The sequence below is a fragment of the Clostridium thermobutyricum genome (genome assembly GCF_000371465.1).
Classification (GTDB): Bacteria; Bacillota; Clostridia; order Clostridiales; family Clostridiaceae; genus Clostridium; species Clostridium thermobutyricum.
Genome location: NZ_KB850956.1, coordinates 1,170,481 through 1,195,964, shown reverse-complemented (window position 1 = coordinate 1,195,964; position 25,484 = coordinate 1,170,481). Strand labels below are relative to the sequence as shown.

The following is a 25,484-nucleotide window of genomic DNA, read 5'->3' as shown; positions in this document are numbered from 1 at the left end:
TTTACTTTAATAGTTTGTTTACTTAACTGATAAAATTTGTTATACTTATTTGAGTAATAAGTATTATTGTTTAATAAAATTTATTATTATTATTTGTGAGGTGTTTAGGATGAAGTTTAAAGAAATAAAGAAAGATATTTATTGGGTTGGTGCTTTAGACCCAAACTTAAAAGTATTTGATATTATAATGTATACAAAATTTGGAACAACTTATAATTCATATCTTGTTAAAGGAAATGAAAAAACAGCGCTTTTTGAAACAGTTAAAGAAAAATGCTTTGATGAATATTTAAAAACTCTTCAAAGCTTAGGAATAAAAGAAAATGAAATTGACTATATTGTAGTTGATCATACTGAACCTGACCATGCTGGATCAGTTGGAAAAATATTAGAGCTTTCTCCAAAAGCTAAAGTAGTTGGTTCTTCCCAAGCTATAAACTACTTAAAAGAAATTATAAATAGAGATTTTGATTATATAATAGCTAAAGATGGTGATGAACTATCTCTTGGTAATAAAACATTAAAATTTATTTCTGCTCCATTTTTACATTGGCCAGATTCTATGTATACTTATATAAAAGAGGACAATGTATTAGTAACTTGTGACTCTTTCGGAAGCCACTACTCAAGTGAAAATATATTTAATGATTTAGTTGAAAATAGAGAAGATTATTTAGAAGCTCTTAGATATTATTATGATTGTATCTTTGGACCATTTAAACCATTTGTTCTTAAAGCTATAAATAAAATTAAAGATTTAGATATAGATGTTATCTGTCCTGGTCATGGTCCAGTATTAAGAGATAATCCTATGGAAATAGTAAATATCTATAAAGAATGGAGTACACCAGTTAAACCTTCTATAAATGGTGATAAAAAAGTTACTATAGCTTATGTTAGTGCTTATGGTTATACTGCTGAAATGGCAAAAGCTATAGCAGATGGTATAAAGAAGAATCATAATGTTGAAGTTAAACTATATGATGTAATTTATCATGAAACTGCAGATATAATTAAAGATATAGAAGAATCAGATGGTATATTATTCGGTTCTCCTACTATAGTTAATGAATTATTACCTCCAATTAGAATTCTTATGGCAAATTTAAATCCTATTATTCATGGTGGTAAATTTGCAGCATCATTTGGTTCTTATGGATGGAGCGGAGAAGCAGTTCCTAGAATGGATAATAGATTAAAAGAACTAAAAATGAAACTAGTAGCTGATGGATTTGCTATTAAATTCAGAGCTTCTGAAGATCAAATTAAACAATTAAATGAATTCGGAGAAAACTTCTCTAAGAAAATGTTTGGCGAAATATAATAAAAAAGGTAGATTTTAAATCTACCTTTTTTATTTATTAATTTAATGCATTTATTCTAACTTTTACTGCTTCTAACATTTGAACATACTTTTCTCTTTTTTCTTTTTCTCCATTAACTACTGCCTCTGGAGCTTTAGCAACGAAACCAGCATTTGAAAGTTTTTTATCTATTCTTCCGATTTCGCCTTCTAATTTTTTAAGCTCTTTATTTAATCTTTCAAGTTCTTTTTCTTTATCAACTAAGTCAAGAAGTGGCATAAATAATTCTCCACCTTTAACTACAAGTGATACTGCATTTTCTGGAACTTCTTTTTTATCTTCTATAAATGTTACTTCATTTGCAGATGCAAGTTTTTCTATATATCCTTTACCACTTAAGAATGCTTCTTTAGCTTCTTCTCCAATATAGCAAATTACATTTGCCTTTCTTGAAGGTGGTACATTCATTTCAGCTCTTACATTTCTTAGTCCTTTTATTCCTTCTATTACATATGCCATATTTTCTTCTGCATTAGAATCATTTAATTCTTCTTTGTATTCTGGCCAAGCTGAAAGTGTTATAGTTTCCTCTTTGTCATTTAAGTGAGTAAATATTTCTTCTGTTATAAATGGCATTACTGGATGTAATAATTTTAATCCTGTTTCTAATACAGTATATAAAACATTAAATGTTATACCTTTTGCTTTTCTATCATCACCATATAATACTGGTTTAACAAGTTCTATATACCAATCACAGAACTCAGTCCACATGAAATCATAAACTTTTTGAAGTGCAATTCCAAGTTCAAATTTATCCATGTTTTCTGTTACTTCTTTTATAAGAGTATTCATTTTAGATAATATCCATTTATCAGCTAAAGTATATTCTTTTGAATCTTTAAATTCATCCATAAGTTCTCTGTCAAGATTCATCATAACAAATCTTGATGCATTCCAAATTTTATTTGCAAAGTTTCTAGCTGATTCAACTCTTTCAGGATAATATCTTATATCATTTCCTGGAGCATTTCCTGTAACAAGCATAAATCTTAATGCATCAGCTCCATACTCTTCTATTACTTCTAATGGATCTACTCCATTACCAAGAGATTTACTCATTTTTCTTCCTTGAGAATCTCTTATTATTCCGTGTATAAGAACATTTTCAAATGGACTCTTATCCATATTATGAATTCCACTAAATATCATTCTTGAAACCCAGAAGAATATTATATCATATCCTGTAACTAGAGTATTTGTTGGATAGAAGTACTCTAAATCTTCTGTTTTTTCTGGCCAACCTAAAGTTGAAAAAGGCCATAATGCTGATGAGAACCAAGTATCTAATACATCTGTTTCTTGTTCTAAGTTTTCACTTCCACATTTTGAACATTTGCATACTTCTGTTTCTGAAACAATTATTTCATTACAATCTTTACAATACCATACTGGAATTCTATGTCCCCACCATAATTGTCTTGAAATACACCAATCTTGAATGTTTTCCATCCAGTTAAAATAAGTTTTTTCAAATCTTTCTGGTATAAACTTAGTTTCTTTATTTTTTACAACTTCTATTGCTGGTTTTGCAAGACTTTCCATCTTTACATACCATTGTTTTGAGATTATTGGCTCAACAACAGTTCCGCATCTATCATGTGTTCCTACATTATGTGTATGAGGTTTAACTTTAACTAAAAGTCCTAAATCTTCAAGATCTTTTACCATAGCACGTCTAGCTTCATATCTATCCATACCTTGATATTTTAGACCTTTTTCATTTATTATTCCTTTATCATCCATAACTCTTATAATTTCTAAGTTATGTCTCTTTCCTACTTGGAAATCATTAGGATCATGAGCAGGTGTTATTTTTACAGCTCCTGTTCCAAATTCTAAATCAACATAATCATCACCAACTATAGGAATTTCTCTATTTACAAGTGGAAGTATAAGAGTTTTTCCTATTAAATGCTTGAATCTTTCATCAGCTGGATTTACTGCAACTGCTGTATCTCCTAGTAAAGTTTCTGGTCTTGTTGTTGCTATTTCTAAATATCCTGAACCATCAGCTAAAGGATAATTTATATGCCAAAAATGTCCTTCTTTTTCTTCATATTCTATTTCTGCATCTGAAAGAGCAGTTTGACACTTAGGACACCAGTTTGTTATTCTATTTCCTTGATATATAAGTCCTTCATTATATAACTTAACGAAAACATGTTTTACTGCTTTATCTAAATGCTCATCCATTGTAAATGCTTCTCTTGTAAAGTCAGCAGAACAACCCATTTTTTTAAGTTGAGTTCTTATTCTTTCTCTATATTCATCTGTCCATTCCCAAACTTTTTCTAAGAAAGCTTCTCTACCCATTTCTTTCTTTTTAAGACCTTGCTTTAAAAGTTCATTTTCAACTTTAACTTCTGTTGCAATTGAAGCATGATCTTGTCCTGGTAACCATAAAGTTGAATAACCTTGCATTCTTTTAAATCTTATAAGCATATCTTGAAGTGTATTATCAAGTGCATGACCTAAATGAAGTTTACCAGTTATATTTGGTGGTGGCATAACTATTGAATAAGGTTTCTTACTCTTATCTACCTTTGGCGTAAAATATTTTTTTTCTTCCCAATTTTTATAAATTCTATCTTCAAACTCTTTAGGACTATAAGTAGTTTGAAGGTTATTTATTTCTGACATTTAAATTCCTCCTAATTTTATAAAATAAAAAGAGCTTTCATCCTATGAAAGGACGAAAGCTCGTGGTACCACCTTTATTCATAGAAAATTATACTATTTTCTATGCACTTAATTAATTAACGATTTACAACCGTTCCTAGCTACTATAATTTCACAAGGAAAGCTCCAAAGCTACCTTCAGAATAATTCCTATAAAGGGCTCTCACCTAATCCCTTCTCTCTTTAATATTTCTTATTCTTACTCCTCTTTTTCTAAGCCTTTTTTTATACAATTATAATTTATATAATATGTTATATTATAATTTTCTTTTTGTCAATATTTCTGTTTTTTACTAAAAATATTATTTTTCTTCTTTTAATTTCTTAAATGCTACAGATAGCATAAGTTTAATTCTATTTACTTGGTTTACTTCTGAAGCTCCTGGATCATAGTCAACTGCAACAATATTAGCTTGTGGATATTTAGCTTTTAATGCCTTCATCATTCCTTTACCAGTTACATGGTTTGGAAGACATCCAAATGGTTGCATACAAACTATATTTTCTGAACCTGATTCTATAAGTTCTATCATTTCTCCTGTTAAGAACCAACCTTCTCCAGTTTGATGTCCTAATGAAAGTATTTCTGATGCAAGCTTTCCTAAATCCCTAATATCTCTAGGTGCTTCAAATCTCTTACTCTTATTAAGTTCATCTTTCATAACTTTTCTATAGCTATCCATATATTTCATAACAAGCATACTTATATTTCTTTCAAGTTTTCCTGTTCCTAGGAATTTTTGCTTAAAGTCACTATCATATGCTGAATAGAAGAAGAAATCAAGTAAATCAGGAACTACTGCTTCTGCTCCTTCTCTTTCTAATAAGCTTACAATATCATTATTTGCAGTTGGGTGGTATTTAACTAAAATCTCACCAACAACTCCTACTTTTGGCTTCTTAATGTCTAATAATTCTAAATTATCAAAGTCTTTTATTATTCCTCTGATAATATTATTAAATTCTTTTTTTCCACCATTTCTTATATTTTCTTTTGCAATTTCATTCCATTTATCATATAACTTATTTGCTGATCCTTTAACTTTTTCATAAGGTCTTGTTTTATATAAAACTCTCATGAATAAATCTCCGTATATAATTGCCATAAGAGCTTTCTTAACAAATTTAAGAGTTATCTTAAATCCTGGTTGTTTTTCAAGTCCAACAGCATTTAATGATAATACTGGTACATTTTCATAACCTGCATTTTTAAGAGCAAGTTTTAAGAACCCAATGTAGTTAGTTGCTCTACATCCTCCTCCAGTTTGACTTATTATAACTGAAGTATTATTTAAATCATATTTTCCTGATTTTAAAGCTGCAATTATTTGTCCAATTACTATTATTGATGGATAACATGCGTCATTATTAACAAATTTTAATCCTTCATCAACTGCATGTGTATCATTTGCTGGTAATATCTCTATATTAAAGTCAGCTGCTCTACCTGCTACTTCTAATTTATCAAAGTGAATTGGAGACATTTGTGGAACAAGTAAAGTATGAGTTTTTCTCATTTCTTTTGTAAATACTATATTTTTGTATGAATTATCTTCATATACTGGTTTATAGTTATTTCTATCTCTCTCTTCAATAGCAGCTTTAAGAGATCTTATTCTTATTTTAGCAGCTCCTAAGTTATTTCCTTCATCTATCTTTAATACTGTATAAATTTTACCTTTTTCAGCTAATATTTCATTTACCTGATCTGTTGTTACAGCATCAAGTCCACAACCAAATGAGTTAAGTTGTATCATTTCCAGTTCATCACAATCTCTTACAAAAGCTGCTGCTCTATAAAGTCTTGCATGATATGTCCATTGGTCAACTACCCTTAATTTAGTTGTTAATTTTCCTAAATGAGAAATACAATCTTCTGGTATTACAGCCATTTTGAATGAGGCTATAACATCTGGTATACCATGATTTATTTCTGGATCAACATGATATGGTCTACCTGTTAAAACAATACCTTTCATATTGTTTTCTTTTAAATATTTAAGAGTTTCTTCACCTTTTTCTCTTAAATCACGTTTATAAGCTTCTCTTTCTTCAAATGCCTTTTTAACTGCTCTTTTAGCTTCATCTAATGTTACATTAAACATTTTAAATTCTTGAACAATTCTTTTTGCAAGAACTTTTTCATCATTTAATGAGAAGAAAGGAGTCATATAATTAATATTTTTTTCTTTTATTGCATCCATATTATTTTTAATAACTTCTGGATATGAAGTTACCATAGGACAGTTATAGTGATTGTTTGAATCACTAAATTCTTTCTTTTCATAAGATATACATGGATAGAATATATTTTTAAATCCTCTTTCAATAAGTGATGCAACATGTCCATGAACTAATTTAGCTGGATAACATGCTGAATCTGATGGGATTGTATCTATTCCTTTTTCATAAAGTGATTTAGATGATACAGGTGATAATTGTACTCTAAATCCAAGTTCAGTTAAAAGTGTAAACCATAAAGGATAGTTTTCATACATGTTTAATACTCTAGGTAATCCTATAGTTCCTCTTTTAGCTTCTTCAACTGATAATGGTTTATATCCAAAAGTTCTCTTGAATTTATATTTATAAAGATTTGGTACTGTATCTTTCTTTATTTGAATACCTAATCCTCTCTCACATCTATTTCCTGAAATAAATTCTTCATCAGTAGTAAATTTATTTATAGTTAAAAGACAGTTATTTCCACAAAGACCACATCTTCTAAATTCAGATGTCATATCAAAATCTTTTAATTGATCTTCTTTTAATATAGTAGATTCTTCTCCTTCTACATATCTTTCTTTAGAAATTATAGCTGCTCCGAAAGCTCCCATAAGTCCTGCTATATCTGGTCTTACTGCTTCTCTTTCAGAAATCAACTCAAATGTTCTTAAAACTGCATCATTGTAGAAAGTTCCACCTTGAACTATTATCTTTTCACCCATTTCTTTTGGGTCTCTAATTTTTATAACTTTATATAAAGCATTTTTTATAACTGAGTAAGAAAGACCTGCTGAAATATCTCCTACTGAAGCCCCTTCCTTCTGAGCTTGTTTAACTTTTGAATTCATAAACACTGTACATCTTGATCCTAAGTCAACTGGACTATCTGAATCTAATGCTGATTTTGCAAAATCTTCAACTTCTAAGCCTAAAGACTTTCCAAAAGTTTCTATAAAAGAACCACATCCTGATGAACAAGCTTCATTTAAAAGTATGCTATCAATTACTCCATTTTTTATTTTTAAGCATTTCATATCTTGACCACCAATATCAAGAATAAAGTCTACTCCTGGTAAGAAATGATCTGCTGCTTTATAGTGAGCTATTGTTTCTATTTCTCCTAAATCCATATGTAAAGCTGATTTTATAAGAGCCTCTCCATATCCTGTAACAGTAGCTTTTGCTATTTTTGCTTCTTTAGGTAATTCAGAATATAATTCTTTCATAATATCTACGATTTTCTTTAATGGATTTCCTCCATTTCCACCATAGTATGAGTAAATTATTTCATCATTTTCATTTATTAAAACTACTTTTGTTGTTGTTGACCCTGCATCTATACCTAAGAATACTTTTCCTTTTGCATCTTTTATATCTGCTCTCTTAGCTTTTGCTTTATTATGTCTTTCGTTAAATTTATTAAATTCTTCTTCAGTTTTAAATAGTTTGTCTAATCTTAATACTTCATCATCCTTAGCATCGCTCATTCCATTTACTTTTTCTATTAAGTCTACGAAATCTATAGGATCTTCTTCTTTTGATAAAAGAGCCGCTCCCATTGCAACAAATAGCTGAGGATTTTCTGGGAATATTATTTCTTCATCAGTAAGCTCTAAAGTTTCTATAAATCTTTTTCTTAATTCTGATAAGAAATATAAAGGTCCTCCTAAGAATGCTACATGCCCTTTAATAGGCTTCCCACAAGCAAGTCCGCCAATTGTTTGATTAACAACTGCTTGAAGTACTGATGCTGCAATATCTTCTTTTTTAGCACCTTCATTAATAAGTGGTTGAACATCTGTTTTTGCAAATACACCACATCTTGAAGCAATAGGATAAATAACTGTATAGCTTTTAGCTAATTCATTTAACCCTGTAGCATCAGTATTTAAAAGTGATGCCATTTGATCTATGAAAGCTCCTGTCCCCCCAGCACAAGAACCATTCATTCTTTGTTCTATTCCACCTTTTAAATAAGTTATTTTTGCATCTTCTCCCCCTAGCTCTATAGCTACATCTGTTTGTGGAATTACATTTTCAATAGTTTCTGTACATGCTATAACTTCTTGAACAAACTTTACTCCTAACCAATTGGCCATAGAAAGTCCTCCTGATCCAGTTATAGTTACAGATAATTTTAAATCTCCAAATTTTTCAAAACATTCCTTCATAATGTCTATTATGGTTTGCTTTATGTTTGAAAAATGTCTTCTATATTCACTAAAAACCATTTGGTCTTGTTTATCTAATAAGACAACTTTAACTGTTGTAGACCCTACATCTAGCCCCAGTTTAAATTTTTCCATTGTTTACACCTCTTTATTTTTAAATTAAATCGCATATATTGATATTATATAATATTTAATTCTAAATCAACTATAATTGTAAAATTTAAAATTAATTTAAAATATCATATTTTTTTATTTTATGTATATAATATACAAATAATGCCCATAATGTAAATAATTATAACAGACATTCTATCTAGGAGGTTATATTTTGAATTATTTTAATGAAGGTAACAGATTATATAATACTCATGAGTATAAAAAAGCTATTGATTTTTACAAAAAAGCTGTTAAATCTAATGATAATCAAGCATGCTCATATTATAATGCAGGTGTATGTTTTATAAAGTTAAAAGAGTATTCTTCTGCAATTGATATGTTAAAAAAAGCAATTGACATCCAAAGAGAAAGTAAATATTTTTTCAATCTTGGATATTGCTACGCTATGCAAGATATTCATAAAAAGGCTTTAATTTACTTTAATATGGCTTGGGCATTAAATAATAGTGATGAAGAATGTGAAAAGGCAATAAAACTTTTAATTTCAAAATATAAAAAAGATTAGGAGGTTTAAAATAAAACTCTCCTAATCTTTTTTTTAATTCCATTGTCCTGCTATACTTTCTTCTTTATGATCTGCATTAAAATTGCTATTATTAAAGTAATCTCCTGCTTTATAGAAAGTTGGATCAACATTTATCCATTTACCTAAACTTTTTATATATACTTGATTCCATGCATGACTTATATATTCTTTTCCATTAAATGCTGTTCCAGTAATAAGCCTTACAGGTAAACCTACAGCTCTTGCCATTGCTACATAAAGACATGCATAGTCAAAGCAAATTCCTGTTCTTGTATTAAAGGCTACTATTGCTCCACTTTTAACATTTTTATCTCCATTCATAACTTCTTCTGCTTTTTTATCATCATAGGTTATGTTACTTCCTATCCAAGCATAAATTATTCTCGCTTTTTCTAAATCTGTTTTTGCATTTCTAGTTATTTCTAATGCTTTTTCATTTATAGCAGAATCACTTTTTACCCCTTGTGATAATGTGACTCCATTATAATAAACAATTGTAGGAATATTAGAATCTTTTATAAGCCCACTTTTTATTTCGCTTATTTTTTGTGTATCAACATTTTGTTCTAATATATTATAAACTCTTATATTATTAAAAATATTTATTTGTTTATCTATTACTCCACTTTTATTTATAAAGATAATCGCTATAAATATAAGAATTAATGTTAAAAAACCTTTTATAGCTCCAAGAAAAGTAGATATTATAAATCTAAAAAAACCTTTGTCCTCTAAAAATTCTATCTGTTTCCAAATTAAAAATCTATTTATTATTCTAAAAAGATTATATAAAATTGAATTAATTACTAAAAAGCTTCCTATAAGTAGTCCCATTTTTAATAAATACTCTATAATATGGCTTAAGTCTAAACTAGATACAAAAGTATTTATCCAATTATTTAATGGTTTAAAAAAATTAAATATTATAAATATAGATACTATTAATGAAAAACTTCCTGTAACTTCATTTAATACATAATCAAATTCTTTTATTCTTAAGGAATTGTATGCGGCTTTTAATGCTGGTAATAATATTACAATTAAACATATTAATATCGGTATATTTCCTTCCATTATTCCTCCATTTTAGTATTCATTATCATTTAGTATTTTATTTATTATTTCCTTTGATGTTGAAAAATCATAACCTCTTCCTACTAAATATCTAAATAATTTATCTTTTAATTTATATTTATCTGTCTCTCTTTTCTTTAATAAGTTATATTTTTTTTCACAAAGATATAAACCTCTTTCTAATTCTTCTCCATTATCAAATTCTTGAAAAATATCTTCTATTATATCTCTGCTTATACCTTTTCTTTCAAGTGAAAATCTTATTTTATTTTTTCCTTGATTAAAAAGTTTATCTTTTACATACATTCTTGCATACTTTACATCATCTAAAAAATTATATTTTATTAGAAAATCTATTGCATAGTCTATTTGTTCATCTGAAAATTCTTTTTCATGTAATTTATTTCTAAGTTCTTTTTCTGTTTTATAACTTCTCTCTATTGCCCTAATTGCACTTTCCTTACATTTTGAAAAACCTTCTTTTTCTGCTATTTCTCTAATTTCATCTTCATTTATTTCAGAATTTACTTTTAAACCCATTTTATAAATTAGTTCTAAATCCATAGCAAATGAAAAGTTATTATCTATATATACATTTACTCTATTTTTATTTCTTTTTCCCTCTTCTAATTTTGTTATTTTCCCCAAAAGTTTAGTCCTCTTTTCTTCTTAATATATGAACTGTTGGACTTTTCAACACTTTACTTCCAACCTTTTGTATTTCTTCCTTTTTAATTAGATTTAATCTATTCATGTCCTTAACAAATTCTAATAAATCTTCTTCTGATAATTCTTGATGAAGAATATAATTGCAAAGCTCTGATGAATCTTCTAAAGTGCTTATTACAGCAGTTTTATGAACTTTTTTCATTATATCTAAATCTCTATCATTAAAAGTTATTTTACCATTTGTAATATCTTCTATAATAGAATCTATTACTTTTTCTGTTTTTTCAACATCTTCATCTCCTACAGAAGTGTAGATATAAAGACTTTTTGAATCTTTGCTTATATCTAAATGTGTAAATATATCATAAGCATATCCTCTATTTTCTCTAACTTCTCTAAAAAGAATTGAATTTGAACTTTCTCCTAATCTATGATTTAAAATTCTAAGAGGTAATTCATCTTCTTTTGATAAATCATCAAAAGTATATAAATAAATTATAGTGCTTTGCTCTATATCATCTTTATAACTTATTTTTCTTATACATTTATTTTTTTCTTTTATAGGAGATATTTTATTTACTTTTTTGTCTTCCCAATTTGAAAATGATCTTTTTATCATATTTAATGCATCTTCATGTTCAAGTGAAGTAACTATTGTAACTATTGCATTGCTTGGGACATAAAATTTATTAAAATGATTTACTATATCATCTCTGTTAAAAGCTTTGACATTTTCCTCAAGTCCTATAACTTCCCATTTTAAATATCCCTTTTCAAATGCTATTTCATTTGTCTTTTTAAAACTTAAATCTTCTATATCATCTCTTCCAGTTCTAAGTTCTGCTAAAATAACACTTCTTTCTTTTTCTATTTCTTCTTCTTCAAAAACAGAATTTATAACCATATCTCCTAACAATTTTGTTGCATTTTCCATTTCTTCCTCTAAACAACCTATAGTATATACAGTAGCATCATAATCTGTGTATGCATTATACTCCCCACCTAAAGATTCTAATTCTCTATTAAGTTCTTCATTGTTTAAATTCTTAGTTCCCTTAAAAAGCATATGTTCTACAAAATGACTTATTCCTTTTTCTCTTATACTTTCAAACATTGCTCCTATTTTAAATCCTATATTTATAGCACCTATTTGCGTGTCTTTCTTAACTGTTATTACTTCTAATCCATTCTCCAATTTATGTTTTTTTATATCAAAATTTAACTTAATCATATCCCACTCCCATTACAGTTTTATTGTCAGTTTAAATATAATATCTTTTTATGTATTTTACTACAAAAATGATAAAACCTAAAGCAGTTTATAAAAACATATGTTTTACAAGGTATTTTTTTTATATATAATGTAATTAATACTATATTTAATTAGGAGGTTTTTTTATGGGGAATAGAGTGCTAATAATTGAAGATGAAATAAAAATTAGATTTTTAATACGCGACTATTTTCTTAGTGAAAACTTTGATGTTTTAGAAGCAAATAATGGTGCTGAAGGTCTTAAACTTTTTAGAGAAAACAAAGTAGACATTATTATATTAGATATTATGATGCCTGAAATGAATGGACTAGAATTTTTAGAAATAATAAGAAAGGTTTCAACTATTCCAGTTATTTTATTAACTGCTAAAAGTGAAGAGGAAGATAAACTTCAAGGATATGAATTTGGCGCAGATGATTACATGACTAAACCATTTAGTCCTAAAGTATTATTAGCTAAAGCTAAGGCTTTACTTAAAAGAACTAGAACACAAGTTGATTCAAGTACTAAAAATTTTAATGGCATACTTATAAACAAGCTATCTCATGAAGTTTATATACATGATAAAGAGATTTTACTTTCACCAAAGGAATATGAACTTCTTGTTTATCTAACTGATAACGAAGGAATTGCTCTTTCAAGAGACAATATATTAGATCATGTATGGGGGATTGATTATTACGGAGATATAAGAACTGTAGATACTAATATTAAAAGATTAAGAGAAAAATTATCTGATAAATCTTCTTCTATAGTTACTGTTCGTGGCAGTGGCTATAAATTTGAGGTGAAATAATGAAGTTCTCATTATCTAAAAAACTTTCTTTATCAAAAAAAATATTTTTTATAACTTTTTTTATATTAGTAACTTTATTAATATTAATCCTTGTAGCTCAAACTTTTATATTTGAGAGCTTTTATGAAAAAAAGAAAACAGATAGTTTAATAACAGCAATAAATAAATTTAAATATGAGTATACTGGACATTTATCAAATAATATGCAATTATATTCTGCTTTAAAAAATTTTGAAGATGTAAATGGCGCTAAAATTGCAATATTTTCGCTTAATGGAGAATTAAAATTTATACCAGGTGAATCTTATACTGATGAACATGATTTAACAATATTAAAAAGTTTTTGTTCAGATATATTAAAAAATAAATCTGTTCTTTATAATATACTTTCACAAAATAAAACTGTTTCAACTCATTTTTCTGGTATAGAAGGTCAAAATATAGGAATTGCTTCTGCTATATCCACTAATTCTAATAATGATTCTATAATACTTTGTGTATCCTCAATTCAACCTATTTTAGAAGCTAGTAATATTATTAGTGAATTTTATATTTATATTTTTATAGGAGCTATAATACTTTCTATACTTTTATCTTATTGTTATAGTAGACAAATTTCTCGCCCACTTATCCAAATAAATAATGTTGCAAAAAAAATGAGCGAAATGGATTTTTCTGAAAGATGTAATATAAAAAAAGAAGATGAAATTGGAAACTTAGCTAAAACTTTTAATTTTCTTTCTGAAAAACTAGAATCTACTTTAAGTGAATTAAAAGAAAAGAATTTAAAGCTTGAAAAAGATATTGAAAAAGAAAGACAACTAGAAGTTATGAGAAAAGATTTTATTGCAAGTGTTAGTCATGAACTTAAAACTCCAATAGGAATAATTGAAGGTTATGCAGAAGGAATAAAAGATGGAGTAGTAAAAGGCGAAGACAGAGATGAATATTTACAAATAATAATAGATGAATCACAAAAAATGGGTAAATTAGTTTCTAATATGCTCCAATTATCAAAATTAGAATCTGGTGCAGTTACTCCACAATTTGAAATATTTAATATAAACAGATTAGCAAAAAAAATTATTAATACTTTTTCTTTAGAATGTTTAGAAAAAAATTTATCTTTAGAGTTTATACCTAAAAATGAGTATTCATATATAAAAGGAGATGTTCTTCAATTAAATCAAGTTTTAACAAATTTAATGTCTAATGCAATAAAATATACTCCTGAAAATTCAGAAATAAAGCTTTCTATTGAATCTACTGATGACAATTTTGTTATTATTAAATTATTAAATACAAATGCTTTTATTCCTGAAAATGAATATGACAATCTTTTCAATAAATTTTATAGACTAGATAAATCAGGTAATCGTGAAAAAAATAGTGCTGGTTTAGGATTAGCAATAGTAAAAAATATATTAGATTTGCACAAATTTGACTATGATTTAAGAAGCGTAGAAGAAGGTGTTTTATTTACTATTAAAGCTCCTTTAGAACAAGTTGATTAATATATTTAAAACATAAAATTATAAAAAATAAGACAAAAGTAATTAGACTTTTGTCTTATTTTTTTATATCATTCCACCATCTGCTTTTATTATTTGACCAGTTATATATGAAGAATCATCACTACATAAAAACACTGCCAATTTACCAATTTCAGATGTTTCTCCAAACCTTCCCATTGGAATTTCTTCATTTAATTCTTCTTTTTCTTCTTCATTTAGAAAAGAATTCATATCAGTATTAATAACTCCTGGAGCAATAGCATTAACTCTTATATTTGCCATAGCAAGTTCTTTTCCTAATGCTTTAGTAAAAAGATTTATTCCACCTTTACTAGCAGAATATAAAGTTTCACAAGATGCTCCACAGTCTCCCCATATAGATGATATATTTAAAATAGATCCTCCAGTAGATATCATATGATTTACTACTTCTTTAGTTAAATATATAGGACCTAAAAGATTTATGTTAAATAAATTTTCTATATCTTCCTTTGTAGAATCCATAAAAAGACCTATTTTGCTTATTCCTGCATTATTTACTAAGATATCTATTTTTCCAAAATATTCTTTTGCTTTATTACATATCTCACTTGATAAGCTGAAATCACTTATATCAGCTTTAAAAAATCTTACATTTCCTTTAAAGTTTTCTAATTCTTGTTCAGCTTTAATTTTACTCTTTTCATCTTTAGAATAAGTTCCTAAAACCATAGCTCCTTCATCTAAAAAAGCTTTAGTTATGCCTAAACCTATCCCTTTTGTTGCTCCTGTTATTATAGCTACTTTTCCAGTTAATTTTCCCATTCTGCTCTCCTACTTAAAGATTCTCATTGCATTTTTATAGAATACTTTTTCTATGTCATTTACCGTAAAACCTTCTTTTTTCATTTCATCTATTAATATTTCCATATAACTACAATCTTTAACTTCGACTTCATTTTCTATTCCATCAAAGTCACTTCCTAAAGCTAAAATATCTATTCCACCTTTATTTCTTATATAGCTCATATGGCGAACTAAATCTTTTACTTTTGTTATTTCTGAATCAGCAACAAAATCACTACAGAAATTTATTCCTGTTATTCCACCTTTATTTCCTAAAGCTTTTATCATTTCATCTGTTAAATTTCTTGGATGATTTTGAATAGCTCTCGCATTAGAATGAGTAGCTACAAATGGTTTTTTACAATGCTCTATTAAATCCCAAAATCCTCTATCTGATAAATGAGAACAATCTGGTATTATATTAAATCTTTCTAATTCATCAACAATATCAAATCCTGTCTTTTTTAATCCTTTGTCTTTATGAACAAAATTAAAGTTTGGATATCCTATGCTATTTTCATAATTCCAAGTAAGTGTAACTGCTTTTATTCCCATATCACTTATTTTTTCTACATTGTAAGGATTTCCTTCTAATACTTCTCCCTCTTCTATTGTAAGACAAGCATATAATTTGTTTAAATCTATTTTTCCATTAAATAATTCTATACTATCTTTATTTTTTTCTAATTGAATTTTAAAGTTATCATACATAGCTAAAAATTCATCTAAAGGACTTCTTTTTATTTCTCCTAAATCTATAAAGAAAGCAAACATTTGCATTAAAGCGTCCCCTTTTTTTAATTTATTTATATCAACTTTACATATGCTATCCTTTAACTCTAAATTTTTTTCATAAAATAATCTGCTAGCTGTATCACAGTGTAAATCTATAAACTTCATATCTTTTTCCTCCTATAAATATGTTCTTTTAATTTATTATAGTTTTTTAATCTGTATATTTCAAATAATCGCCAATTCTTTCAGGTCCATCTATGATTCCTCTCTTTATATAAAGATTGTTATTTTCATTTACTTCTATACTCCATTTAATAAGTGTAATAAGCCCATTATTTATCTCTAAACTAGTTATTATACCTGGATTTACACAACATCCATCATTAAAATAAAGACCTTTTCCTACTTCAGGAAATTTTACATTATGAGTATGTCCACATATAATCATCTTTTTATTTTTATTAGCAAAATCATTTAATTTTTTATCTACTTTACTTCCTTTTTTATAATTTTTAGCAGATGATATTGGCTCCTTAAAACCTGCCACCCCTTCTAAAAATCTCCATAAATATCTTACTAAAAATCTACTTACCAATTCTAATTCATCATTCATAAAATCAAGCTGGTGTCCATGTGCTAAAAAAATTTCTTTTCCATTATGAATATATTTTAAAGATAAAGCTTCTAGAAATTCAATATTATTTATTAAATTTAAACAGTCTTTTCCAAAATCCTTATCTATCTTTTTAAAAAGTTTTTTTTGTTTTTCTATAAATTTTTTACTATTTTTTTTCTTATCGTGATTTCCATAAAGCATATATAGTTTGTTTTTTGTATTAAATCTATTTAGCATTCTAAAAACTTCTTTATAAATATAGCCTATATCTATGAAATTTTTATTTTTCCATAATTCATCTCCATCACCTATTTCTATTAAAGTATAATCTTCTTTATAATAATATCTAAGCGCTGAAAGATATATATTTTTATTTCCTATTAAACTATCACTACTTCCTCCATCTCCTCTATGAACATCACTCATTAATACAATTTTACTTTCTTTATCTATATTTATTTTTTTACAAGTCTTAGTTAATTTTAAAAGTCTATTAGCACCCATAACCTCATTCCTATAAATTTTTTATAATATAATATATTCTTTTTCTTATTTTAGGAACATTGCTATAAAAAAAGACCAATCAAAATTTGATCGGTCTTTTTAAACTTATTTATACATTGGATGTTTAGAACTTAATTTTTTTACTCTAATCTTTAATTCTTCTAAACCTCCATCTTTATTTTCTATTGCAGCATTTATTATTGATGCTATTTCTTTCATATCTTCTGTTGTATATCCTTTTGTTGTAACTGCTGCTGTTCCTATTCTAACTCCTGAAGTTACAAAAGGACTTCTTGTTTCATTTGGAACAGTATTTTTATTTAAAGTTATTCCTATTTTATCTAAAAGATTTTCAACTTCTTTTCCTGTAACATTTTTATTAGTTAAGTCAACTAAAATAAGATGATTATCTGTTCCATTTGATACAAGTTTAAAACCTTTTTTAACTAATTCTTCTCCTAGAACTTTACAATTTTCAACTACATTCTTAGCATACTCTTTAAAACTAGGTTCTAAAGCTTCTTTAAAACATACTGCTTTCCCTGCTATTACATGTATTAAAGGACCTCCTTGCATACCTGGGAATATATTTTTATTTAAATCTTTTGCAAATTTTTCTTTACATAAAATAAGTCCACCTCTAGGTCCTCTTAATGTTTTATGTGTTGTAGTTGTTACAAAATCTGCATATGGTACTGGAGATTGGTGAATTCCAGCTGCTACTAATCCTGCAATATGTGCCATATCAACCATTAAATAAGCATTTACTTCATCTGCTATTTCTTTAAACTTTTTAAAATCTAAAACTCTTGGATATGCACTAGCCCCTGCTATTATAAGTTTTGGTTTATTTTCTAAAGCTATTTTTCTAACTTCTTCATAATCTATCATTTCAGTTTTTTTATTTACTCCATAAGAAACAAAATTAAATAATTTTCCTGAAAAATTTACTTTTGAACCATGTGTTAAATGACCACCATGACTTAAATCCATTCCTAATACCGTATCTCCTGGATTTAAAACTGTAAAATAAACAGCCATATTAGCTTGTGAACCTGAATGTGGTTGAACATTAGCATGTTCTGCTCCAAATAATTTTTTTGCTCTATCTATAGCTATTTGCTCTATTTTATCTACAACTTCACATCCACCATAATATCTTTTTTGTGGATATCCTTCAGCATATTTATTAGTTAAATATGACCCCATTGCTTCCATAACAGCTTCACTAGTAAAATTTTCTGAAGCTATAAGTTCTATTCCTTCTTCTTGTCTATCTAATTCTTCTTCTATTAAACTGTAAATTTCTTTATCAGTTTTCCTTATTTTTTCAAAATTCATTTTATCACCCCAAAATATACTTTTTTATAAAATTATAGTTGCTCAAGTAAAATCTTTCAATATATTTTAAAAATTTATATTGTTTTTTTTATATTAACTAATTCTTTTTCAAATAAATTTATTTTTCTATGAAAATACATTTATATGTTGTAATATTAAAAGTGTATGAATTTTGGAGGTATATTATTATGGATATAAATAAATTGCTTAAACTTTCTATTAGAGCTGGAACATTAATGCTTCAAAGTGGAGCTGAAACTTATAGAGTCGAAGAAACTATATGCCGTATATGTAATTCATATGATATAGATTCTGCTGAAAGCTTTGTTACTCCAACAGGAATAATGGTTTCAATTTGTGCAAATAATCAAACATATTCATTAGTTACAAGAATTTCTTCTAGAGGAGTAAATTTGCATAGAATCGAAGAAATTAATGCACTTTCAAGATATATAACAAGCAATTCTCCAGACTTTGATTTTATAGAAAAAGAATTAGAAAAAATTAGTGAGGAAAAAAGATATTCAGACCCAACAACTATTTTCTTTTCAGCCTTAGCCGCTGCTTGTTTTTCTTGGCTATTTGGTGGAAATTGGAATGATTTTGCAGTTACATTTTTTATTGGGGGATTTATAAAAATACTTTCTATTAAATTTTATAAACTTCAAATAAATGATTTTTTCATAAATTTAATTTGTGCTGGTGTATCAGCTTTATTAGCTATAATAGCTATGAACTTAGGTTTCGTAAATGAAATTGATAAAACTATAATAGGTAGTATAATGCTATTAGTTCCTGGTCTTGCAATAACAAATGCTATTAGAGATACAATAGCTGGTGACTTTTTAGCAGGAATTACAAAAGCTTTTGAGGCTGTACTAGTTGCTGTTTCTATAGCTGTTGGAACAGGTATGGTTCTTAGCCTTTGGATTAGGATATTTGGAGGGATTTAGATGGAAAATGTAATAGTTCAAAGTATTTTCGCTTTTATTTCTACAATAGGATTTGGAGTGGTATTTAATATAAAAGGAAGAAATTTATTTTTCGCTTCAATTGCTGGAGGATTAAGTTGGTTTGTATATAAATTTTGTCTTTTATTTGACCCTTCTACATCTTTTGCAATGTTTATATCAGCTGTTTGTTTTAGTACATATTCAGAAATTTTGGCAAGGAAATTAAAAACTCCAGTAACTACTCTTGTTATTTGTGCTCTTATTCCACTTGTTCCTGGTTCTGGTATGTATTATACAATGCACGCAGCCGTAACTGGAGATACATTAAAGGCTTTAGATTTAGCTATTGATACATTATCAAGTGCTGGTTCTTTAGCTCTTGGAACGCTATTTGTATCAACTATAACAAGGCATTATTATTCTAAAAAACATAAAAAATTATTAAAAAAAGAAAATATTTCTAATAATAAATAAAAATTTAATAAATAAAAAACTCTACAACTTTTATTATTGTAGAGTTTTATTTTATTTATTTTTTTCTTTTAAATTTTTTAGCTATTTGTTCAAATATAGAATATACAACTGGAATTACTATTAAAGTTAATAAAGTTCCTATTGTAAGTCCACCTATAACTGTCATAGCAAGAGGTAATTGAATTTCATTTCCCTCTCCTATTCCAAGAGCCATTGGAAGTAATCCAATTATTGTAGTTAATGCAGTCATTAATATTGGCTGTAATCTTGTTTTTCCTGAGTTTATAATAGCTTGTCTAGTATCTATTCCCTTTTCCTTTTCTTTATTTATAAAATCTATTAAAACTATCCCATTATTTACTATTATCCCTGTTAGCATTACAAATCCAATCATAGCTGGAATACTTATTGTTACTCCAGTATAAAATAATACAATTATAGCTCCTATAAATGCTAAAGGAACTGTGAACATAATTATAAATGGATTTATTAAAGACTCAAATTGGGCTGCCATTACCATATAAACTAATAGTACAGCTAAAATTAAAGCTAATGCCATTTGAGAAAATGCATCTTTCATTTGCTCTATTTCTCCACCATAAACTATTTCATATCCTTGTGGAATATTATAATCATTTAAACTATTTTTTATTTCCTTTACAGCTTCATTAAGTGGTTTTCCATCTAATCCTGCACTAATTGTAACTTCTCTTAATCCATCAGTTCTATATATTTCTGAAAATCCTTCTCCTCTTTCTATTTTACATATCTGTAGAAGTGGAATTTTACTTCCTGTAATTGAAGTTACTGTTACTTCTTTTAATGATTCTAAATCAGGATTCTTATTAGAAATTGGTGATATATATACTTCATAATTAGAGTCATCTATTCTTAAATTCATAACTCTTGTATTTTTAAAGTATCCACTTATACTTTGAGATATAGTTAAAGCATTTAATCCATATTTAGCACTCTTTTCTTTATCTATAGAAATTTTTATTTCTTCTGATTTATCACTATTAGTTGATTTTATATTTTCTATTCCACTTATAGTTTCCATTCTTTTTAAAACTTCATTTGATACTTCTTCTAATACATTAAAATCAGCACCTTTAACACTAATTGAAATTGGAGAACCTTGTGACATTTGAGTTCCTCCTGTGCTAACTTCAACTTTTACTCCTGGAACATCAGATAATACTTTTCTTATATCTCTTGCAATTTCTTTATCACTTTTCTTTCTATTTTTATCTAATAAAATAGACATACTTGCAGTATTATCTTTTCCTTTTAAAGAAACATTTGCTACTCCATCTACTTCCTTTACTTCATCAGCTAATTTTAAAGATTCTTCTTTTAATATGTTATTTAAAGTTCCATTTGGAGTTTCTAACTTTACATTTACTATCCCCTGATCTGATGTTGGGAAAAATTCTATTCCAACACCTGAAAATGCTATTCCTCCTAATATTATAAATAAAACAACTAATCCTATTATATTTTTTCTTTTATCTAAAGAGTATATTAATGCTTTTTCATATAGTTTTTTTAATTTTTCTACTGTTTTATTTTCTTTATTTAAAGAATCATTTTTAAGAAGTTTACTTGCTAATACTGGCACTAATGTAAATGATACTATTAAAGAGGATATTAAAGAGAATGTAACTGTTAACGCCATTTCTTTAAATATATCTGCTGCAATTCCTTGAACAAATACAATTGGTAAAAATACGCATATAGATGTTATTGTAGAAGCTATAATAGCCTTTGAAACTTCTTTTGTTCCATATAAAGCAGCTTCACTATTATTATATCCTAGCTTCTTATACCTATATATACTCTCTATAACTACTATCGAGTTATCAACAAGCATCCCAATTCCTAATGCTATTCCTCCTAGAGATATCATATTTAGTGTTAATCCACTAAAATAAACCATAACGAAAGTCCAAACTATAGAAATTGGAATTGATATTCCCATTATTATTGTAGTTCTTATATCCTTTAAGAAAAGCAATAATACTATTATTGCAAGGATACCTCCTATAACTGCATTTTTCTTTACTGCACTTACCATGAATTCAATTATTTCACCTTGGTCAATAATTTTTATTACTTCTAAATCACTATTCTTTTCTTTTAATTCTTCTAATTTTTTATTTATTTTTCTAGATACATCAACTGTATTTGCTGTACTTTCCTTTTGTATAGTTAATATTAATGCATCATTTCCATCTATTTTTGAAAAAGATTCTTCTTTTTTATCTTCATAACCTATATTAGCTATGTCTGATAATTTTACTACTTCTCCTGAATTTGTTTTTATTCTTATATTTTTTATATCATCTAAATTTTTTATACTATTAGAAGTTCTTACTAATACACCATAATCACCTTCAACAATACTTCCTATAGGAATATTGACATTTTCACTTTTTATAGCCGCTATTAGACTTTGTATGTTTATTCCGTTTGAAGATAACTTATCATTATCTACTTCTATTTTTATTCCTTTTTTCACATTTCCTGATATATCTACTGAAGCTACTCCTTCTACACTTTCAATAGAATTTTTCAAAACTTCATCAGCAAAATTTCCTATTTTATCGTTTCTATCTCCTTTAAAGCTTACACCTAAATTCATTATTGGCATCATGGAAGGATCCATTTGAACTATCATGGGCTGAATAATTTCTTTAGGTAATAGTTCTTTTATCATATCAACTTTTTCTCTTAATTCCAAAGAAGCAAAATTCATATCTGTTCCATCTGCAAATTGAATTATTATTGTTGACATTCCTTCTCTTGATATTGATTTTACATTTTCTACATTTGATACTGTACTTATTACATTTTCTAAAGGCTTTGTAACTTCTCCTTCTACATCAGTTGGTCCAGCTCCAATATATTGAGTATTAACGAGTATTATAGGCACATCCATAGTAGGTAACATATCTAAATTTAATCTTGAATATGAAACTATCCCAAATATAAGTAAAGCTACTATTCCCATAAATATTGTGATTGGCCTTTTAATGCTAAATTCCGAAATTTTCATTATTTTTCACCCTCCACAATATTTACTTTTTGTCCTTCTTTTACATATTCCTTTCCTTTTTCTATAACTAAATCATCTGTGGAAAGTCCTTCTTTTATTCTTATTTTATGAGTTCCTTCTTCTCCAGTTTTTACTTCTTTTTTATTAACTATATTATCTTTTACTACATAAACAAAAGTTTTATCTCCTTCTCTAATAATACAGTTTTTACTTATCATATCATTTGATACATTTGAATTATTCTGTAAAAAGAAGCTTACATAATCATTTATTTTATAATTTCCATTATTTTTTATCTCTAAATATACATTATATTGTCCTGTTCTAAGATCACTTTTTCTATCAATCTTTTTTACAACTCCAATATCTTTATATGTTTCTTTCTCACCTTCTATTTGAACCTCTATCTTGTCCCCAACTTTAAAATTAGATAAATATTCTTCATCAACTCCAAACTTCATTTCTAACACATTTTCATTAGAAATAGTAACTGCTGGAAGCATTTTATTTTCTATTTTTTCATTTAAAAAAGCATTTAAATTAGTTATTTTTCCATCTATTCCGGCTTTAATTGTATAACTTTCTTTTAGCTTTTCTATTTGCTCATAAACTTTATTATTCCCATTACCCTCTAAAGCTCCTAAATCTATTTTATCTATTCCTTGTACAGATTTTTTAAGAGCTAATATTTCTACTTCTTTTGTTTTAATTTCTGCTGAAACTTTTAAAAGTTCAGATTTCTTTTTTATATTTTCTTTATTTTTTTCTTCTTTTAACTTCTCATATTCTTCTATTGAAATTTCATCTTTTTTCTCTTCTAAATTATTTAAACTATTTTCTAATTCTTTTATTTCAGATTCTAATTTTTCCTTAGATTCTTTTAATTTTTTTAATTCATCTTCATTAGCTTTAAGATTATCCTTTAATCCATCTAATTTTTTTAAACTTTCTTTTCCTTTATTTAAGGCTTCTGAATAACTAGATTTAACTTTTTCTAAGTTTTTATCTATATCTGAAGAATCAAATTTTAATATTATGTCACCTTTTTTTACATAGTCACCTTCCTTAACGCCTACGTAAACTACTTTTGAATCTAATATAGACATTATTTTTTGTTCTTCTCCATAAGAAAGTTTTCCTGAATATTTTATTTTATCCCCATAAGATGATTGTCCAATTTTTTGTACTAATACTGCTGTATCTCTATTAGTTTCTACTTCTCTTGTATTCTTTTCATTTACTCTATTTATATAAGTCCATGTAAAGCTACCAATCAAACCAATAGAAATAAGTATTCCCAATATCTTTTTCTTCCCCATAACGTTTACCTCTTATTCATCTTTTATTTACCTTTTGTTCATTATTAGTATACCACTTTTTTCAAATTTATTGAATTTAAAAATATATTTTTTAAAAAATTATGATAAATTTGTATTAATTTGAAAAAGTCTTAAGAATTTAATATTCTTAAGACTTGTTTTTTTAAAATTTAACAACAGATGATATTTCTTTTATATTGTCATAAAAACTTTTAATATCAATAACTCGTTCAAATTCACTTGATGGATATTTTATATTTTTCTCTAATTCCATATATTTTTCTAAACTTTCATTTGCAATTTTAAAATTACCTAATTGAACTTCACAAAGACATTTTAAAAAATATAGATCTTTAAAATCTTCATATTCTTTTATGCTTTTATCTAAAAATTCTATTTCCATATCAAATAAACCTAGCTTATGCATAGCTTTAGCTTTATTCAAAATAAGACTAGCTTTAAATAACTTATTAGAATCATATATTTCAAATGCTTTATCATAATTTTCTAATGCAAGTTCAAAATCAAACATTCTGCCATATTCATTTCCTATATCAAAATAATATTTACAATCTTTTTCTTCATCTCCCATTAAAGAAAATACTTTTAAATTTCTTCTAAGTTTTTCTTTTACGTCAACTATCTTTTTATCACTACCATAATGTTGGATTTCTAAGTCAGTGTATTTAATTTTATCTATTCCGAAATTTTCTATTACAGATTTTTCTATACTTTCATGTATTCTTCCTTCAAATTTTATATTTTCATCTTTTTTAAATAACCTTATTATATTATTTTCATTCCTTTTTACGGAATCTAAATAACTACAAACTCTCATTGATATACAAACTTCATCTTTAACTTCTTCTAATGCTTTATAAATATCATATTTATTTTTTATCTTTTCATCACAGTCTAAAAATAATATCCAATCTCCTTTAGCCTTTTCAATTCCTTTATTTCTTATATCTGAAAAATCATAATAAAAATCTTCATTATAAATTTTTGCTCCAAATTTTTTAGCTATCTCTACTGTTTTATCTTTTGAACCAGTATCAATTAATATTATTTCATCTACAACTTCTTTTACACTCTCTATTGCATTTCCAATTAAACTTTCTTCATTTTTGCTTATTATACATAAAGATAATTTTTTTCTCCCCATTTTCTCCTCCAAAACTAAAAA

At 26.7% G+C, this 25,484-nt stretch carries 18 protein-coding genes and 1 other annotated feature; of the genes, 6 read left to right on the top strand and 12 right to left on the bottom strand.

The features are described 5' to 3' along the window. The first annotated feature begins 109 nt into the window (after positions 1-109). Positions 110-1,324 (top strand): FprA family A-type flavoprotein, encoded by a 1,215-nt coding sequence (locus tag HMPREF1092_RS05485; RefSeq protein ID WP_002597636.1) that lies wholly within the window; start codon positions 110-112, stop codon positions 1,322-1,324. A 37-nt stretch (positions 1,325-1,361) separates the two neighbouring features. Here the strand turns inward: HMPREF1092_RS05485 and HMPREF1092_RS05480 are convergent, their stop codons facing one another. Continuing rightward, positions 1,362-4,007, bottom strand: a complete 2,646-nt coding sequence (locus tag HMPREF1092_RS05480) for a valine--tRNA ligase (RefSeq protein WP_002597635.1) — start codon at positions 4,005-4,007, stop codon at positions 1,362-1,364. 45 nt (positions 4,008-4,052) lie between these two features. Then, positions 4,053-4,271, bottom strand: a binding site (T-box leader). A 77-nt stretch (positions 4,272-4,348) separates the two neighbouring features. Further along, positions 4,349-8,578 carry a 2-hydroxyacyl-CoA dehydratase gene (locus HMPREF1092_RS05475; protein WP_002597634.1) on the bottom strand — a complete coding sequence of 1,410 codons (4,230 nt, stop codon included), beginning with the start codon at positions 8,576-8,578 and terminating at the stop codon, positions 4,349-4,351. Between the two features lie 193 nt (positions 8,579-8,771). Here HMPREF1092_RS05475 and HMPREF1092_RS05470 point away from each other — a divergent pair, with 193 nt between their 5' ends. After that, positions 8,772-9,125 (top strand): tetratricopeptide repeat protein, encoded by a 354-nt coding sequence (locus HMPREF1092_RS05470; RefSeq protein ID WP_002597633.1) that lies wholly within the window; start codon positions 8,772-8,774, stop codon positions 9,123-9,125. Positions 9,126-9,158: 33 nt separating this feature from the next. Here the strand turns inward: HMPREF1092_RS05470 and HMPREF1092_RS05465 are convergent, their stop codons facing one another. The 3 genes from HMPREF1092_RS05465 to HMPREF1092_RS05455 are packed head-to-tail and all read right to left on the bottom strand — an operon-like array spanning position 9,159 to position 12,120. Beyond that, positions 9,159-10,220, bottom strand: a complete 1,062-nt coding sequence (locus HMPREF1092_RS05465; RefSeq protein ID WP_002597632.1) for a transglutaminase-like domain-containing protein — start codon at positions 10,218-10,220, stop codon at positions 9,159-9,161. A 12-nt stretch (positions 10,221-10,232) separates the two neighbouring features. After that, the gene (recX, locus tag HMPREF1092_RS05460) at positions 10,233-10,868 is read right to left on the bottom strand and encodes a recombination regulator RecX (RefSeq protein WP_002597631.1); all 636 of its coding nucleotides are present in this window, start codon (positions 10,866-10,868) and stop codon (positions 10,233-10,235) included. A gap of 4 nt (positions 10,869-10,872) precedes the next feature. Next, complete coding sequence (locus tag HMPREF1092_RS05455; protein WP_002597630.1) at positions 10,873-12,120, bottom strand: M16 family metallopeptidase; 1,248 nt, start codon at positions 12,118-12,120, stop codon at positions 10,873-10,875. Between the two features lie 167 nt (positions 12,121-12,287). Here HMPREF1092_RS05455 and HMPREF1092_RS05450 point away from each other — a divergent pair, with 167 nt between their 5' ends. Together HMPREF1092_RS05450 and HMPREF1092_RS05445 are read left to right on the top strand one after the other, a co-directional pair. Next, the gene (locus HMPREF1092_RS05450) at positions 12,288-12,959 is read left to right on the top strand and encodes a response regulator transcription factor (protein ID WP_002597629.1); all 672 of its coding nucleotides are present in this window, start codon (positions 12,288-12,290) and stop codon (positions 12,957-12,959) included. After that, positions 12,959-14,473 carry a HAMP domain-containing sensor histidine kinase gene (locus HMPREF1092_RS05445; RefSeq protein ID WP_002597628.1) on the top strand — a complete coding sequence of 505 codons (1,515 nt, stop codon included), beginning with the start codon at positions 12,959-12,961 and terminating at the stop codon, positions 14,471-14,473. The genes HMPREF1092_RS05450 and HMPREF1092_RS05445 overlap by 1 nt, the downstream gene beginning before the upstream one ends. 63 nt (positions 14,474-14,536) lie before the next feature. On the opposite strand, the gene ymfI is transcribed toward HMPREF1092_RS05445, so the two are convergent. The 4 genes from ymfI to HMPREF1092_RS05425 all read right to left on the bottom strand — a co-directional run bounded on the left by ymfI (position 14,537) and on the right by HMPREF1092_RS05425 (position 18,494). Continuing rightward, positions 14,537-15,277, bottom strand: coding sequence for an elongation factor P 5-aminopentanone reductase (gene ymfI / locus HMPREF1092_RS05440; RefSeq protein ID WP_002597627.1), 741 nt, complete (start codon positions 15,275-15,277; stop codon positions 14,537-14,539). 9 nt (positions 15,278-15,286) lie between these two features. Next, positions 15,287-16,198, bottom strand: coding sequence for a dipeptidase (locus HMPREF1092_RS05435; protein WP_002597626.1), 912 nt, complete (start codon positions 16,196-16,198; stop codon positions 15,287-15,289). A 46-nt stretch (positions 16,199-16,244) separates the two neighbouring features. Next, positions 16,245-17,153: a metallophosphoesterase gene (locus HMPREF1092_RS05430; protein WP_002597625.1), complete on the bottom strand. Its 909-nt coding sequence runs from the start codon at positions 17,151-17,153 to the stop codon at positions 16,245-16,247. 105 nt (positions 17,154-17,258) lie between these two features. Then, the gene (locus HMPREF1092_RS05425; protein WP_002597624.1) at positions 17,259-18,494 is read right to left on the bottom strand and encodes a serine hydroxymethyltransferase; all 1,236 of its coding nucleotides are present in this window, start codon (positions 18,492-18,494) and stop codon (positions 17,259-17,261) included. 188 nt (positions 18,495-18,682) lie between these two features. On the opposite strand from HMPREF1092_RS05425, the gene HMPREF1092_RS05420 reads away from it, so the two are divergent. Next, entirely contained in the window at positions 18,683-19,447 is a 765-nt protein-coding gene (locus tag HMPREF1092_RS05420; RefSeq protein ID WP_002597623.1) for a threonine/serine exporter family protein, read from the top strand. Beyond that, a complete protein-coding gene (locus tag HMPREF1092_RS05415; protein WP_002597622.1) occupies positions 19,448-19,921 on the top strand; it encodes a threonine/serine exporter family protein in 474 nt (157 codons plus the stop codon). 55 nt (positions 19,922-19,976) lie between these two features. On the opposite strand, the gene HMPREF1092_RS05410 is transcribed toward HMPREF1092_RS05415, so the two are convergent. The 3 genes from HMPREF1092_RS05410 to HMPREF1092_RS05400 form a co-directional block, all read right to left on the bottom strand. Continuing rightward, on the bottom strand, positions 19,977-22,979 hold the full coding sequence (locus HMPREF1092_RS05410) for an efflux RND transporter permease subunit (RefSeq protein WP_002597621.1): 3,003 nt from the start codon (positions 22,977-22,979) through the stop codon (positions 19,977-19,979). Continuing rightward, positions 22,979-24,298 carry an efflux RND transporter periplasmic adaptor subunit gene (locus HMPREF1092_RS05405; RefSeq protein ID WP_002597620.1) on the bottom strand — a complete coding sequence of 440 codons (1,320 nt, stop codon included), beginning with the start codon at positions 24,296-24,298 and terminating at the stop codon, positions 22,979-22,981. Before HMPREF1092_RS05405 ends, HMPREF1092_RS05410 begins: the two co-directional genes overlap by 1 nt. Positions 24,299-24,461: 163 nt before the next feature. Beyond that, complete coding sequence (locus HMPREF1092_RS05400; protein WP_002597619.1) at positions 24,462-25,463, bottom strand: glycosyltransferase; 1,002 nt, start codon at positions 25,461-25,463, stop codon at positions 24,462-24,464. Between the last annotated feature and the right edge of the window lie 21 nt (positions 25,464-25,484).